The 14636-nt window shown below is 61.8% G+C and carries 12 protein-coding genes and 1 pseudogene; 5 read left to right on the forward strand and 8 right to left on the reverse strand.

Features of this window, described 5'->3' with window-relative positions:
* Window positions 1–3 precede the first annotated feature (3 nt).
* The 5 genes and pseudogenes from nuoH to BR24_RS04480 form a co-directional block, all read right to left on the reverse strand.
* Entirely contained in the window at window positions 4–987 is a 984-nt protein-coding gene (gene nuoH, locus BR24_RS04460) for an NADH-quinone oxidoreductase subunit NuoH (protein WP_496540297.1), read from the reverse strand.
* Window positions 984–2129 carry an NADH-quinone oxidoreductase subunit D gene (locus BR24_RS04465; RefSeq protein WP_496540358.1) on the reverse strand — a complete coding sequence of 382 codons (1146 nt, stop codon included), beginning with the start codon at window positions 2127–2129 and terminating at the stop codon, window positions 984–986. The genes nuoH and BR24_RS04465 overlap by 4 nt, the downstream gene beginning before the upstream one ends.
* 183 nt (window positions 2130–2312) lie before the next feature.
* A pseudogene (locus BR24_RS04470) lies at window positions 2313–2762 on the reverse strand (NADH-quinone oxidoreductase subunit C); the annotation flags it as partial.
* Window positions 2723–3259: an NADH-quinone oxidoreductase subunit B gene (locus tag BR24_RS04475; protein ID WP_496540298.1), complete on the reverse strand. Its 537-nt coding sequence runs from the start codon at window positions 3257–3259 to the stop codon at window positions 2723–2725. The pseudogene BR24_RS04470 and the gene BR24_RS04475, both read right to left, overlap by 40 nt.
* Entirely contained in the window at window positions 3238–3615 is a 378-nt protein-coding gene (locus tag BR24_RS04480; RefSeq protein WP_496540299.1) for an NADH-quinone oxidoreductase subunit A, read from the reverse strand. Before BR24_RS04480 ends, BR24_RS04475 begins: the two co-directional genes overlap by 22 nt.
* A 315-nt stretch (window positions 3616–3930) precedes the next feature.
* On the opposite strand from BR24_RS04480, the gene BR24_RS04485 reads away from it, so the two are divergent.
* On the forward strand, window positions 3931–6012 hold the full coding sequence (locus BR24_RS04485) for a molybdopterin-containing oxidoreductase family protein (RefSeq protein WP_496540300.1): 2082 nt from the start codon (window positions 3931–3933) through the stop codon (window positions 6010–6012).
* Between the two features lie 120 nt (window positions 6013–6132).
* Here the strand turns inward: BR24_RS04485 and tdh are convergent, their stop codons facing one another.
* Complete coding sequence (tdh, locus tag BR24_RS04490; protein WP_496540301.1) at window positions 6133–7176, reverse strand: L-threonine 3-dehydrogenase; 1044 nt, start codon at window positions 7174–7176, stop codon at window positions 6133–6135.
* 23 nt (window positions 7177–7199) lie between these two features.
* Window positions 7200–8390, reverse strand: coding sequence for a glycine C-acetyltransferase (locus tag BR24_RS04495; protein ID WP_496540302.1), 1191 nt, complete (start codon window positions 8388–8390; stop codon window positions 7200–7202).
* A 206-nt stretch (window positions 8391–8596) separates the two neighbouring features.
* Between BR24_RS04495 and BR24_RS04500 the strand changes: the two genes are divergently transcribed.
* Window positions 8597–9064 carry an Lrp/AsnC family transcriptional regulator gene (locus BR24_RS04500; protein WP_496540303.1) on the forward strand — a complete coding sequence of 156 codons (468 nt, stop codon included), beginning with the start codon at window positions 8597–8599 and terminating at the stop codon, window positions 9062–9064.
* Here BR24_RS04500 and BR24_RS04505 read toward each other — a convergent pair.
* Window positions 9059–11926 (reverse strand): PAS domain S-box protein, encoded by a 2868-nt coding sequence (locus BR24_RS04505; RefSeq protein WP_496540304.1) that lies wholly within the window; start codon window positions 11924–11926, stop codon window positions 9059–9061. The genes BR24_RS04500 and BR24_RS04505 overlap by 6 nt on opposite strands.
* Before the next feature lie 143 nt (window positions 11927–12069).
* Here BR24_RS04505 and BR24_RS04510 point away from each other — a divergent pair, with 143 nt between their 5' ends.
* The 3 genes from BR24_RS04510 (at window position 12070) to BR24_RS04520 (ending at window position 14630) form a co-directional block, all read left to right on the forward strand.
* Window positions 12070–12918, forward strand: a complete 849-nt coding sequence (locus tag BR24_RS04510; RefSeq protein WP_496540305.1) for a hypothetical protein — start codon at window positions 12070–12072, stop codon at window positions 12916–12918.
* Window positions 12919–13133: 215 nt separating this feature from the next.
* The gene (gene glnH, locus BR24_RS04515) at window positions 13134–13877 is read left to right on the forward strand and encodes a glutamine ABC transporter substrate-binding protein GlnH (protein ID WP_496540306.1); all 744 of its coding nucleotides are present in this window, start codon (window positions 13134–13136) and stop codon (window positions 13875–13877) included.
* Between the two features lie 81 nt (window positions 13878–13958).
* Window positions 13959–14630, forward strand: coding sequence for an amino acid ABC transporter permease (locus BR24_RS04520; protein WP_496540307.1), 672 nt, complete (start codon window positions 13959–13961; stop codon window positions 14628–14630).
* Window positions 14631–14636: the final 6 nt, after the last annotated feature.

A 14636-nucleotide genomic window follows, 5' to 3' on the forward strand; every position in this document is an offset into this window, starting at 1 on the left:
CTCCTAGAAAACCTTGACCACTACGGCGGTGACGAACAGGTTCGCCAGAGCCAGCGGGATGAACCATTTCCAGCAGATGTTGAGCACCTGGTCGAAGCGCACGCGGGGGTAGGTCCAGCGGAACCACATCATGACCAGCAGCAGCGCGTACATCTTGAGCAGGAACCACCACGGTCCGGGCGCGAAGGGGCCCTGCCAGCCGCCGAGGAACAGCGCGGTCGCCACGGAGCAGACCACGATCATCTCGGCGTACTCGGCGAGGAAGAACAGGCCGAAGCCCATGCCCGAATACTCGGTGTGGAAGCCAGCGGTGAGCTCGGACTCGGCCTCCGGCATGTCGAACGGGGCGCGGTTGGTCTCGGCCACCGCGCAGGTAAAGAAGATAACGAAGGCCAGCGGCTGCACCGCGGCGTTCCACTGCCACGGCCACGGTCCCTGCGAGGAGACGAGCTGGCCCATGTCAAGCGAGCCTGACATGAAGACCACCGCCAGCACGGTCAGCAGCAGGGGGATCTCGTAAGCCACGGACTGGGCCACGGCGCGCGCGGCGCCCAACAGCGACCATTTGTTGTTGGAGCCCCAGCCAGCCAGACACAGCGCCAGCACGTTGAATCCGGCGAAGGCGAGGATCAGCAGCAGCCCGAGGTCGAACTTGAGGGCGTAGAGCCCCGGCCCGAACTCGATGGGCAGAAACAGCAGAAAGATCGGCGCAAAGGACAGGATCGGCGCCGTCCAGAACAGGAGGCGGTCCGAACCGCTCGGGCTGGTGAGCTGCTTGCCCACGAGTTTGAGCGCGTCGCACACGGGAGTGAGGATGCCGTGCGGGCCGACCTCGAACGGTCCGGGCCGCCGCTGAATGTGGCCCGCCACCTTTCTTTCGAGGTACACGAGCACCAGCGCATTCAGGGCTATGAAGCTCGCGAAGACCATCAGGCCGAGACCGAGTCTCAGCGCTGGTTCCGGTATGGATTGCAATACGGCGTTCATCGGTCGATCTCCGGGATGACGAGGTCAAGGCTGCCCAGAATGGACACGGCGTCGGCCAGGAGCACGCCCGAAGCGCACTCGGAGAAGAGGCTCAGATTGCAGAAGCTCGGCGCGCGCAGCTTCACCCGGTAGGGGGTGTTGGTGCCGTCGCTGGCGACGTAGACGCCGATGCGCCCGCGTCCGCCCTCCACGCAGCCGTAAGCCTCTCCGGTCGGGGGCTTGAAGCCCGGCTTGGGAGCCTTCTTCATTATATGGCCGTCGTCGCACCCCGGGAGCATGTCCAGGGCCTGTTCCACGATGTGAATGCTCTGTTCGATCTCGTCCATGCGCACCAGGTACCGTGCGAAGGCGTCCTGTCCGCCGTACGCCGGAACCTCGAAGTCCAGCTCCGGGTAAATGGAGTACGGGTCGGAGCGGCGCACGTCGCAGGCCACGCCGGAGCCGCGCAGGACCGGGCCGCTGGCCCCGTAGCGCAGGCACATGGAGTCGTCGATGATGCCGATGTCCTCCACGCGTTTGCGGAGGATGACGTTGTCCGTGACCAGCGCCTTGAACATGGGCAGCCGGTCGCGGAGGATCTTGAGAATCTCCCGCGTTTCTGGGATGAGCTCGTTGGGAAAGTCGTGGCTGACGCCGCCAAAGCGGTAGTAGCAGTAGGTCAGGCGCGACCCGGTGACCTTCTGCAGCAGGTCCATGATCCGCTCCCGGTCCTCAAAGCCGTACATGATGGGCGTGAAGGCGCCGAGGTCCAGCAGATACGCGCCCCACCACAGCAGGTGGGAGGTGATGCGGTTGAGCTCGGAGGCGATGACGCGGATGACCTGCGCCCGGCGGGGCAGCTCCATGTCCGCGAGTTTTTCCACGGCCTGACAGTAAGCCTCGTTCCACGCCAGGGCGTGCAGATAGTCCACGCGGCCCATGTTGGGCAGGTACTGATGCCACTGCTTTATCTCGCCCATCTTCTCGTGCATGCGGTGGACATAGCCGAGGACCGGCTCCGCGCGCATGACGTATTCACCGTCGAGTTCGAGGACCACGCGAAGCACGCCGTGGGTGGACGGGTGCTGGGGGCCCATGTTGAGGATCAGGCGGTCTTCGGTTCCCTCTTCGAAATTCCGGGTGTAGAAGTCGCCGTCCTCCACTTCGAGCCGCTTGGCTTCGGGGTGCGTTTCGTTACGGAAGTCCGGGGCGCAGCGGATTTCGTCGGCCAGCTCGTCGTAGCCGAGGTTCATGCCGCAGTTGCAGAGCAGATGCTCGCCGTCGGTCTCGATGATCTTCTGGCAGCAGACGATCTCGAAGAACGACTTGCGCTTGTCCTCCTTCTTTTCAAGGGGGAATTCGGTCTCCATGTCTTCGGGCAGCAGCAGCGGGGCCGGGTTCGGGTGCCCGTTGAACTGCACGGGGTAGAAGTCCATGGCTTCGCGCTCGTGCCAGTCTGCGCCCTGATAGATGTGGCTGATGGAGGGGAAGCAGGCGTCAGCGTGCGGGGCGTGGGTGCGCAGGGTGATGCGCCCCTTGTTGCCCCAGCGAGCGAAGTGGTACTGCGCCTGAAAGCCTTCCTTGAAGTCGGAGACGGTCACGTCTTCCAGAAGGTAATCTTCGGAGAGCATGGTCCGGGCCGCTTCCGTGAGCCGCTCCCGCGCGATGTGGACGGTGCAGCCCTGACCGGATTTTCCGTCGTCGCTCACCGCGCGGTTTTCATTCTCGTATTCGAAAAGTATCTCGTCGCGCACGCCTACCTCCCGTGTTCCTCGTAGCCTTCTGGAACAGGCCACCAGCGTCTGCCGGTGATCTTTTCCTGCAACTGGAAGAGGCCCTCCAGCAGTCCTTCGGGACGCGGCGGGCAGCCGGGGACGTAGACGTCCACGGGAATGAGCTTGTCAACACCCTCCACAATGCCGTATTGACCCTTGAACGAGAACGGACCGCCCGAGATGGCGCAGTTCCCGAGGGCCAGAACCCAGCGCGGCGCAGGCATCTGCTCGTAGAGCCGGACCACGGAGGGGGCCATCTTCTTTGACACCGTACCGGCCACGATCATGAGGTCGGACTGGCGAGGTGAGGGACGAAAGACCTCCGCTCCGAACCGGGAGATGTCGAAGCGCGACATGCCGACGGCCATCATCTCGATGGCGCAGCAGGCCAGCCCGAAGGTCATGGGCCACAGGGACATTGCCCTGCAGACGTCCACGATTTTCTGCACGGGTTCCGCCGAGATCATGGCGGAATCGACGGTGGTGACCGCCCTGTTTAGCGAATCCTGCGCGGCCATTCGAACACTCCCTTTTTGACGAAGTACAGGCAGCCCGCGGCGAGGGCGCCGAGGAAGATGGTGATCTTGACGAGCGGGGCGATTCCTTCGGCCTGCGGCCACGCTGCGGCGGCCGGGAAGAGGTAGAGCACGTCCACGTCGAAGGCCAGGAACAGCAGCGCGTAGAAGAAGTAGTTGATCCCGAAGCGCATCCACGGCGTGCCGTGGGGGCGGATGCCGCATTCGTACGGCGTGTTCAGCTCACCGCCTTTGGCTTTGGGGGCAAGCAGCAGCGAACCGGCCATGGGCGCGGCGGCAAAGACCGCACCGAGGGCAAGGGCCGCAATGATTGCCACGTTGAGCCACGAAAAAACCATGTTCCTCCACCCCCTTTTCTTACGTTGGGACGCGAAAACGCATCATTCCACGTACTATTGGAGATTGCCGATAGTTGCCCAATCGTAAAGGAAAACATGCCCATGTTTTCATTTTCACAAAGTCGGCGTGTTTCCACCAGCCGAGCCGGGAAGAATTCCCCTTTGGCAAGTGAGATTTTTCACAAGTTCATAATGCCGTTGCGCTACCGTTCATGACGTTGCTACCCGAAGATCATAACGTGGTACTCTATAGGCCGTCCGTGCATGGTCCGGGCGGGGGATGCGTTTGGTCATATTTCAAGGAGAAAAGAGGTCATGGCGGAAAAAGTCTACAGCGTGTGCGGAATGTGCACCGTGCGGTGTCCCATCGAGGTGGAAGTCGATAACGGGGAGGTTTCCTTTATCAAAGGCAACCCCCACGATCCGGGGATGGCAGGTGCGCTTTGCCCCAGAGGCGGAGCCGGCTACGCCCTGACCCTCGACGACGAGCGGCCGCAGTTTCCGATGATTCGCGACGGTGAACGCGGGGAAGGCAAATGGCGGCGGGTTTCGTGGGATGAAGCCCTCGACTACGTGGCCGACAAGCTCAAGGGCATCATCGACGAACACGGCCCCGAGTCCGTCCTCTGGTCCGACCGCGGCGGCCCGTTTCGCGACCTGCACATGGCCTTTGTCCGCGGACTCGGCTCTCCCAATTACTGCAACCACGACTCTTCGTGCGCGCGCAACGTGCAGCACGCCGCCAAGTCCGTCATGGGCATGGGCCGCAAGGACGTCTCTTACGACTACAAGAACTGCAAGCACCTCGTGTTGCAGACCCGAAACATCTTCGAGGCCATCAACGTCAAGGAAGTCAACGGCGTACTGGACATGAAGGACAAGGGCGGCAAACTCACCGTCATCGACATCCGGGCCAATATTTCCGCCAGCAAGGCCGACAACTTCTTCCTGATCCGTCCCGGCACGGACTACGCCTTCAACCTCGCCATGATCCACGAGCTTTTGGCCTCGAACCTCTACAACAAGGAATTCGCGGCCAAACACATCCACGACCTCGACAAGCTGCGGACCTTCGTAAAGGAATACACGCCCGAATGGGCCGAGGAAGAGACCGGCATCAAGGCCTCCAGCATCAAGGCGCTGGCGCGCGAACTCGCCCACGCGGCCCCGGCGGTGATCTGGCATCCCGGCTGGATGGTCGCCCGCTACTCCGACTCCTTCTATGTCAGCCGCACCGCCTACCTCATCAACGCGCTGCTGGGTTCCCTCGGCGCCAAGGGCGGCCTGCCGATTACCAACAAGCCGGGTGACTTCGGGCGTAAGGGTCTCAAGAAGTTCGTGGACCTTTACCCCAAGCCGGACAAGCCCCGCGCCGACGGCTGCGGCTCCACCCTCAAGCACATCGACGGCGGTCCGGGCCTGATCCATCTCAATTACGACGTCATGGTCTCCGGCGACCCGTACCCCATCAAGGCCTACATCGTTCACCGTCACGACCCGCTCATGGCCCTCCCCGACCCCGAAGCCATCAAGGAGAAGTGGAAAAATCTCGACCTGCTGGTGGCCACCACTTTCAGCTGGTCCGATACGGCATGGCACGCCGACGTGGTGCTGCCCATGTCACCGTATCTGGAGCGCGACTCCATCATCGCCTGCAAGAACGGCATCAAGTCCTACTTCTTCTATCGCGACAGAGCCGTGGAGCCGCGCTACGAGACCCGCGCGGACTGGGAAATCATCTGCGGCATCGCCGAGCGGCTCGGTTTGGAGGAGCTCTCCGGCAAGTCGCTCGAAGACCTGCACGAGTATCAGCTCAAGGACACCGGCGTGACTCGCGAGGACTTCAAGGCAACCGGCGAAGTCTGGCTCACGGACAAGCCCAAGTACCGCACAATGGACGAAATCTCTTTCAAGACCCCCTCGGGCAAGATCGAGGTCATCAATCCGGTCTGGGAGGAGATGGACCTGCCGAGCCTCAAGCCGTACGAGTCGCCCGAGCGTGTGCCGGAAGGCCGCTTCCGCATCACCTTCGGCCGCTGCGCCCTGCATACTCAGGGGCATACCGTGAACAATCCGTTGCTCAACGAGCAGATGCCCGAAAACAAGCTCTGGATTCACACCTCCCGCGCCGAGGAACTGGGGATCGGTGACGGCGACTACGTTACCGTGAACAACGAGGGTGCGGACGGTCGCATCCGGGCCTACGTCACCGACTTTGTGCATCCGGACTGCGTGTTCATGGTGCACGGCTTCGGTCACAAGCTGCCCATCGAGTCCCGCGCCTACGGCAAGGGCGCTGCCGACCATGAACTCATGAAGGGCGGGCTGGACAAGATGGACAAGGCCGGCGGCGGTCTCGCGCTGCAGGAACATTTCGTCACGGTGGCCAGGGCGTAAGCCTCCCCGAAACGAAACAAGGTAGGGAAAGGGCCGCCCGCGCTGACGCGGACGGCCCTTTTCTTGTGTGGAATGTCCGGTTTCCGCTCAGGGAGACCGGAGTGATGCGGCGCTTTGGACCTAGCTCCAGTCGAGGATGACCTTGCCGGACTGGCCCGAGCGCATGACTTCAAAGCCTTTCTCGTAATCGTCGGCCTTGAAGTGGTGCGTGATGGCGGGGCAGATGTCGAGGCCGCTCTGGATCATGGCGGCCATCTTGTACCACGTCTCGAACATCTCGCGGCCGTAGATGCCCTTGAGCACGAGGCCCTTGAACACGATCTGGTTCCAGTCCACCTGTGTTTCGCCGGGCATGATGCCCAGCAGGCCCACCTTGCCGCCGTGGTTCATCTTGTCGATCATTTCATGGAACGCCGACGGGTTGCCGGACATCTCCAGCCCCACGTCGAACCCTTCGACCATGCCCACCTCGTCCATGACGTCCTGAAGTTTTTCGTTCATGACGTTCACCGCGCGGGTCGCGCCGAGCTGCTTGGCAAGTTCGAGGCGATAGTCGTTGATGTCGGTGATGACGATGTGACGGGCACCGGCGCGGCGGCAGACGGCGGCGGCCATCATGCCGATGGGCCCGGCCCCGGTGATGAGCACGTCCTCGCCAACCAGATCGAAGGACAGGGCGGTGTGCACCGCGTTGCCGAGCGGGTCGAGCACCGCGCCTTCGTCGTCCGAGAGGGCCTCTGGCAGCTTGAAGACGTTGGTGGCGGGTACGCAGAGGTACTCCGCGAAGCAGCCGGGGCGGTTCACACCCACGCCGGTGGTGTTGCGGCACAGGTGGCGTTTCCCGGCGCGGCAGTTGCGGCAGTGTCCGCAGGTAATGTGTCCCTCCGCGGAGACGCGGTCGCCGGGTTCCAGCCCGGGAACCTCGCAACCGACGGCCACCACTTCGCCGGAGAATTCGTGTCCCACAACCATGGGCACGGGGATGGTCTGCTGCGACCACTGGTCCCAGTTGTAGATGTGGACGTCGGTGCCGCAGATGGCGGTCTTTTTCACGCGAATGAGCGCGTCGTTGGGCCCGCATTCCGGGACGGGGACTTCCTCCATCCAGATGCCGGGTTCGGCCTTGCTCTTGACGAGCGCCTTCATGGTCTTGACGGTCTGCATTTTCTGTCGATCCTGAGAAGTTGCTAGTTGATGACGCCCAGTTCGCGGCCCACCTTGATGAAGGCGTCCACGCAGCGGTCCATCTGCTCGGGGGTGTGGCCCGCGGACATCTGTGTGCGGATGCGCGCCTGTCCGCGCGGAACCACGGGGAAGCTGAAGCCGATGACGTAGATGCCTTCCTCCAGCATTCTGGCGGCGAATTTCTGGGCCAGTGCAGCATCGCCAAGCATCACCGGGATGATGGCGTGCTCGCCCGGCACCAGATCGAACCCGGCTTCGGTCATGCGCTCGCGGAAACGGACGCTGTTGGCGTTCAGACGGTCACGCAGTTCGTTGGTGCTGTTGAGCATGTCCAGAACCGCGATGGAGGTGGCGGCGATGACCGGCGCCAGCGAATTGGAGAAGAGGTACGGACGGGAACGCTGGCGCAGCCAGTCCACGATCTCCTTGCGAGCGGCGGTGTAGCCGCCGGAAGCGCCGCCGAGCGCCTTGCCCAGCGTGCCGGTGATGATGTCGATGCGGTCCATGACGCCGCAATGCTCGTGGGTGCCGCGGCCGTTCTGGCCCACGAAGCCCACGGCGTGCGAATCGTCCACCATGGTCAGGGCGCCGTATTTTTCTGCCAGATCGCAGACACCTTCAAGGTTGGCGATGATGCCGTCCATGGAGAACACGCCGTCGGTGACGATGAGCTTGTGGCGGCAGTCGGATGCGTCCTTGAGGCACTGTTCCAGCTCGCCCATGTCGTTGTTGGCGTAGCGGAAGCGCTTGGCCTTGCACAGGCGGATGCCGTCGATGATGGACGCGTGATTGAGCTGGTCGCTGATGATGGCGTCCTCGGGGCCGAGGATGGATTCGAAGAGTCCGCCGTTGGCGTCGAAGCAGGAAGAGTAGAGGATGGTGTCCTCCATGCCCAGAAACTCGGAGAGCTTGTCCTCAAGTTCCTTGTGGATGTCCTGCGTGCCGCAGATGAAGCGCACCGAGGACAGGCCGAAGCCGTATTTGTCCAGCGCGTCCTTGGCGGTGCGCACGAGGTCGGGGTGGTTGGACAGCCCGAGGTAATTGTTTGCGCAGAAGTTGAGCACCTCGTCGGCATTTTGTACCTCGATGGCCGCCTGCTGCGGGGAGGTGATGACCCTTTCCTCTTTGAAAAGGCCCTGTTCCCTGAGCTCCTCCAACTGGGCCGAAAGCTCGGCTAGCAACGGATGCCGCATGACACTCTCCTGCTGATCTTTTTTTGTGTATTCCGTAAAAAAATAACTGCGTCGTTGCACGACGGGTTGTCAGAGGTGTAGAAAAAAAGGAGATACGAATCAAGAGGCATCTTGCACCATAGTGTTGACGCGGGTGTTAAATGCCTACTATATAAACTAACCGGCTGAATTTATCCACGATACGCCAACAACGGGAAGGAAGAGTTGTGAAAAGCAAATCACTCGTGCTCGACGACACCGACAAGGCCATTATTGCCGAACTGGAAAAAAACGGCAGGGAATCCTACAAAAACATCGCCAAAAAGCTCGGCGTGTCCGACGGAACCGTGCGTTTGCGCACGGAACGCATGGTCAAGAGCGGTTACCTGCGCATCTCCGCTTCCGTGAATCCCCTGTACTTTGGCGACTCGCTGCTGGCGCTGGTCGGGCTCAACCTCGCCAATCCCGCAAGCCGGGAGATCATGAGCCGTATCGCCGGGCTGCCGGGCGTTCAGTCCGTCGTCAACGTCTCCGGCCGGTTCGATCTGATGGTGGAGGTTTTCGTGAATTCCCGCGACGAACTCCGGCGTTTTCTTATCGACGACCTTTCCGAGGTCGGGGGCATCACCTCTACGGAGAGTTTCGTGCTGCTCGACGGTATCGGGAAGTGGGCCGAGCAGAAAAACGGTTCATGACGCTCTGGATGAAAAAACAGCCGTTTTTTTCGGAAGGAAAACCGTAAAACGGCTCCCCTGTTCCGGCTGCGAGTCCAGGTGGACCTCGCCGCCGTAGTGTTCCACGATTTCCTTGCAGATGGAAAGGCCGAGGCCGGTCCCGCCCCTGCCGGGGACCGTGTCTCCTTCGCCTGCCTTGTGAAAGCGGTCGAAAATCTGGCGGTGATGCTCCGGCGCTATGCCGATGCCTGTGTCTTCCACCCGTACGAAAAGCCTCTCGTCCGCCTCTCCGGCAAGTACGCGTATCCGCCCGTGATCCGTGAACTTGGCCGCGTTGTTCAGCAGGTTGATCATGACCTGCTTCAGCCTGTCCTTGTCCATGACGACCAGCGGCAGCCCGTCGGGCACGTCAACTTCAAGTTCCACCGGACGCCCGGCGAGCTGGCCCGCGATGGAGTGCCCCGTCTCGCGCAGCAGCGGTACCGGGTCGAACTCCACATCGTTCCAGAAGGTCTTGCCGGACTCGATGCGGCTCAGATCCAGAAAATCGTTGATGAGCCGCGTGAGCCGTTCACCTTCGCTCTCGATTATCGAGAGGTTGCCGATCATGCGACCGGTAAGCCTGTCGGAGACATCCGGCTCCAACATGGGGCACAGCTTGCGGGAAATGTCGCGCGCCACGATCTTGGCGAACCCGCGGATGGAGGTCAGCGGCGTGCGGAGCTCGTGGGAGATGGAGGAAATGAGCGTGGATTTGAGCTGGTCCAGTTCCCGGAGGCGGAGGTTGGCGGCCTCGAGTTCGCAGGCCTTTCTCTCCAGTTCGGCGGTTCGCTGCACGACCTTGCTTTCAAGCGTTTCGTTCAGGCGGATGATCCGCTCTTCGTTGCTTTTGCGTTCGATGGCGAGGGCGATCTGGTCGGAAACCGATTCCAGAAAGAGCACGTCGCGCTCGGTGAACTGGTTGGGGTTTTCATAATCCTGCACCGCCATGGCGCCGATGATTTTGCCCCGCGAAGTGAGGGGAACGCCGATCCAGACCGCGGGGATGGTCCCCCGGACAACGCGCTTGCCTTCCGCCATCTCCCGTTCCAGCTGTTCGCGCTTGAGCAGCAGCGACCTTCCGTCGCGCACCACATCCAGCGTCAACCCTCTCGTCTCGGGGTTGTCGATGTCGAACAGGTCGTACATGTGGTCGCGCTCGTCCTTGAAATGCGAAAAGGAGAGTCGATTTTCCTCGGCGTAGACTCGCGCGATGAAGAAATTGTTTGCGTTGATGGCCTCCCGAAGCACCTGATGAATGGTCTGGTACAGTTCGGTGAGGTCTGCGGTGGCGCTGACCGCCCGGGAAATCTTGTACAGGGCGCCGGAGATGAGTTCATTGGTCTTGCGGGTCGTGATGTCCTGCGCGAAGCCTTCGTAATGCAGGAACCCGCCGGAGCTGTCGACTTCCGCGCGAACGGACTGCGAAATCCAGACCAGCGAGCCGTCGCGTTTGCGAACCCGCGTCTCGAAGTCGCGCACCTGCCCGTGCAGGGAGAGCTGTCTGACGAGCTCGTTTCTTTCCCTGCGGTCGATGTAGATCTGGTCCCCAATGTTGGTGACCTCTTCCATGAGCTGGGTCGGTGAGTCGTAACCGAGCATGGTGGCGAGGGTGGAGTTGGCTGTGATGAACCGGCCCTCCGGCGTGCTCTGGTAGATCCCCTCGAGTGCGTTTTCGAAGATGGTACGATAGCGCTCCTCGGCCTGCTTGCGGCGGGAAATGTCGCGGATGCTCAGGACCTGCGTCTGGCGGCCCTGATAGCGGAAGCTCCGGCTGCGCAGCTCGGCGTGAAACGTGCCGCCGTCGAGCTTCTGGCCGGTGGCCTCGAAGGCTGCCCCGCTGTCCCTGTGCAGATGCTGGCGTACGAGGGCGCGCGATGAAGGGCTCATGAGGGATGAAGGCGCCCTGCCGCCGATCTCGGAGAGGCCGTGCCCGAAGAGCCTGCGCGTGGCTTCGTTGGCGGCCACGATGACGCCGTTTTCGATAATGAGCACGGCTTCGAAGCTGGCTCTGGAGAGGGCGCTGTGCAGTTCCTCGCTGGCCCGCAGGGCGGCCTCGGCGTTCTTGCTGCGGCTGATGTCGGTGTGGGTGCCCGCGAGTCGGATGACCTTGCCTTCCTCGTCGGCAAGTCCCGCGCCGCGCCCGAGAATCCACTTCCAGTTGCCGTCGCGGTGCAGCATGCGGAACTCGACCTCGAACTGATCGGTCTCGCCACGCACGCAGCGCATGTTCTCCTCCACGACCATGTCCAGATCGTCCGGGTGGATGCGCCGCCGCCACTCATCCGCGTGGTTGGCGAACTCGTCCTCCGCGTAGCCGATGATCTCCTTGTAGCGCGGGGAGAAATAGACTTCGTCGGTGAGGAGGTCCCAGTCCCAGATGCCGTCGTTGGCTCCGCGGGTCACGAGCGCGTAGCGTTCGTCGCTGATGCGAAGCTGTTGTTCGGCTTCGACAACCGGGGAGATGTCCACAAAAAAGCCCCGCTGCACGACAAGGTCTTCGTCTTTTCTGCAGGGGGCCATGGAGCCGGTGACGTGGATGATCGACCCGTTCCCCGGCGTCAGCCTGTACTCGTTTCTCTGGCTGGGCAGTCTTCCGGCGGACCGCAGTTCGGTGAGAAAGCGGTCCCTGTCCTGCGGGTGCAGCACGTCGGTCGCAAGCGCCGGGATGTCCCTGTCGTCTTCAATACCCAGAAGGTCCTTCCCGGCCACATTGATATAAATTATGGCGCCGTCCTCTCGCACTTCGAAGACCGGGAGGAACAGCGAGTCGATGAACTGATCATCCCATTGCGAATGGGCGCCGTCTTCGAGCGGGGAGAGTCTGATACTGTCTTGCACCATCCGCCAATGGTGCAGAAATACCGCCTCAAGTCAAGAATCTTGTTAGGTGATACGTCACCTTCTATTATTCCGGGGTTTGTGCCCGAGGCGGATTTCGGGCAGAATCCACGCCTGAAATACCCCCGAAGGGCAAGGAGGACAACGTGGCTGACAGGCAGGAACTTCTGGAAATGGTGGAGCAGTATCGGGCAGGGCTCAAGCAGGTGAAGAAGGCCAAGGAGCCCCTCAGGTGGGCTGGTATCCAGAACAACCTTGCCGTTCGGCTGCGCCAGCTCGCCGAAGAGGGGGAGAAGGAGTTCTTTCGGGAAGCGGAGAACGCCTGCCGCAAGGCGCTGGGCATATACAACCGCACCCGCAATCCGGCGCGCTGGGCGGACGCTTGGGTGAACATGGGGAACATCCTCTACGGCAAGGGGCACATGGGCGATGACGAGGTCGCGCTCGCCAAGGCTTCCGAGGCCTATGAGAACGCGCTGAAGGTGTATACGCTCGAAAACGATCGGGACACCTGGTCCCGTCTCATGAGCAACATGGCCATGGCCAGAGGCCGCCGCGCGGTCATGGTCGGCACGCCCGAGGCGTACCTCGCCACCGCGAGGATCCTGCGCTCCATGCTGGCTGTCATAACCCATGACGTCCAGCCGGACTGGTGGGCTTCGCTCAACTACAGCCTTGCGGACGCGCTGCTCATGTCCCAGCAGTTCGGAGACTGCGACGTTGAGTTGATGGGTGAGGCCGCCGAGGCGCTGGAGAACTGTCTGAGCCTCTGGACCCGTGAGGAGCTGCCGCTCAACTGGGCACAGGCAAGGCAGGCGCAGGGCGGCGTGGCGCTCACGCTGGGGCAGGCCATGAACGATCCCGACAGGCTCCGGGAGGCCGAGAAGGCCTACGCGGATGCGCTGGAGGCCTACCGCACGGAGGATGTGCCGGGAGCCGACATGCAGGCCGAGCGCATGCTGAAGCAGGTGAGGGAGCTCTTGGACAACAGCTGAAGCTGTGCGGACGAAGCGGCGATTTTTTCAATGATTGCGACGGCAATCCGGCGATGTTCGTCAGGCTTGAAAAAAATCTCATTATGGTGCAAAACAACCGGGCTTCAGATAAGGACGGAGAGAGCCGTCCTTCCGATTGCGCCATCCCGCCCCGACGCGGGGCCGTGAGCGGGAGACCTTCCCGCAAGAACCGCAACCAGAGAGAGAGGTAACCCATGAAACGCATTCTGACCCTTCTGTGTGCCGTTGTCGTGACCGTCGCCATGTGCGCGCCCGCGTTTGCCGGCAAGCTCGTCGTGGCCACCGACACCAACTTCCCCCCGTTTGAATTCAAGGACCCCGACACCGGCGAGCACACCGGTTTCGACGTGGAACTCTGGGACGCCATCGCCAAGGAAATCGGCGTGGAATACGAGCTGCAGCCCATGGCCTTCAAGGGCATCGTGCCGGGCCTTCAGGCCGGTCAGCTGGATGCGGGCATCGCCGGCATGTCCATCACCGAAGAGCGCAAGAAGACCATCGACTTTTCCGACGGCTACTACAAGTCCGGTCTGCTGATCGCGGTTCCGAGCGATTCCGACATCAAGGGCATCGACGACCTCGACGGCAAAATGGTGGCCACCAAGCAGGGCACCACCTCCGAGAAGTACCTCAAGGAAAACGCCAAGCCCGAGGAACTCAAGCTGTTCCCCAACGATAACGCGATGTTCATGGAACTCATGACCGGCGGCGTCGACGCGGTGATGTTCGACAAGCCCGTTGTCGAAAACTTCATCGGCAAGCGTGGTCAGGGCAAGGTCAAGGTCGTCGGCGACCTCTACCAGGGCCAGCCCTACGGCATTGGCTTTCCCAAGGGCTCCGACCTCGTGGAAAAGGTCAACGCCGCACTCAAGACCCTGCGCGAAAACGGCACCTACGCCGAAATCTACACCAAGTGGTTTGGAGTTGCTCCCGAGTAACTCGTCGCAATAGCTGAATAATGTTTACGGGGAGGCCTTGGGCCTCCCCGCACTTTTTTCATACTCATCGGGAATATAGCCATGGCCTTTGATTTCGAACCTTCCGTGATGATCGACTCGGTCCCCACCTTGATGTCGGGCGCTGGGATGACCATCGTCATCACCCTCGGCGGTCTGATGTTCGGCTTCGCCCTCGGAGCCGTGGCGGGATTGATGAAACTGTCCAGAAGCATGCTCGTGCGAAAGATCGCAGGGGTATACGTCGAGGTGATTCGCGGTACGCCAATGCTCGTTCAGGCGATGTTCCTCTACTTCGGCCTGCCGATGGCCCTTGGCATCCGCATTTCCGCTCTCGCGGCAGGGATAATCATCATCGCCATCAACTCCGGCGCCTACATCGCCGAGATCGTGCGCGGCGCGGTGCAGTCCATCGACGTTGGCCAGATGGAGGCGGGGCGGACCATCGGCCTGACGCGGGGCCAGACCATGCGCTACATCATCTGGCCACAGGCCTTCAAGCGCATGATTCCGCCGCTTGGCAACCAGTTCATCATCAGCCTCAAGGACACGTCCCTGCTCATGATCATCGGGGTGGGCGAGCTGCTGCGCACCGGCGACGAGATTGTGGCCGTGAACTTCCGCGCCTTCGAGGTCTACCTGACCGTCGGGCTGATGTATCTCGCCATGACCATGTCCATCGCCAAGGTGCTCAACGTCGTGGAAAAGCGACTGCATCTGAAGAGCAAGCGCTAGGAGGCC

This window comes from Pseudodesulfovibrio halophilus DSM 5663 (assembly GCF_059568665.1).

What these genes read in the sequence shown, in the direction of transcription:
- BR24_RS04505 (WP_496540304.1), bottom strand. Translation starts at nt 11,926, where the DNA reads ATGGTGCAAGACAGTATCAGACTCTCCCCGCTCGAAGACGGCGCCCAT.
- nuoH (WP_496540297.1), bottom strand. Translation starts at nt 987, where the DNA reads ATGAACGCCGTATTGCAATCCATACCGGAACCAGCGCTGAGACTCGGT.
- BR24_RS04485 (WP_496540300.1), top strand. Translation starts at nt 3,931, where the DNA reads ATGGCGGAAAAAGTCTACAGCGTGTGCGGAATGTGCACCGTGCGGTGT.
- BR24_RS04520 (WP_496540307.1), top strand. Translation starts at nt 13,959, where the DNA reads ATGGCCTTTGATTTCGAACCTTCCGTGATGATCGACTCGGTCCCCACC.
- glnH (WP_496540306.1), top strand. Translation starts at nt 13,134, where the DNA reads ATGAAACGCATTCTGACCCTTCTGTGTGCCGTTGTCGTGACCGTCGCC.
- tdh (WP_496540301.1), bottom strand. Translation starts at nt 7,176, where the DNA reads ATGCAGACCGTCAAGACCATGAAGGCGCTCGTCAAGAGCAAGGCCGAA.
- BR24_RS04475 (WP_496540298.1), bottom strand. Translation starts at nt 3,259, where the DNA reads ATGGCCGCGCAGGATTCGCTAAACAGGGCGGTCACCACCGTCGATTCC.
- BR24_RS04480 (WP_496540299.1), bottom strand. Translation starts at nt 3,615, where the DNA reads ATGGTTTTTTCGTGGCTCAACGTGGCAATCATTGCGGCCCTTGCCCTC.
- BR24_RS04495 (WP_496540302.1), bottom strand. Translation starts at nt 8,390, where the DNA reads ATGCGGCATCCGTTGCTAGCCGAGCTTTCGGCCCAGTTGGAGGAGCTC.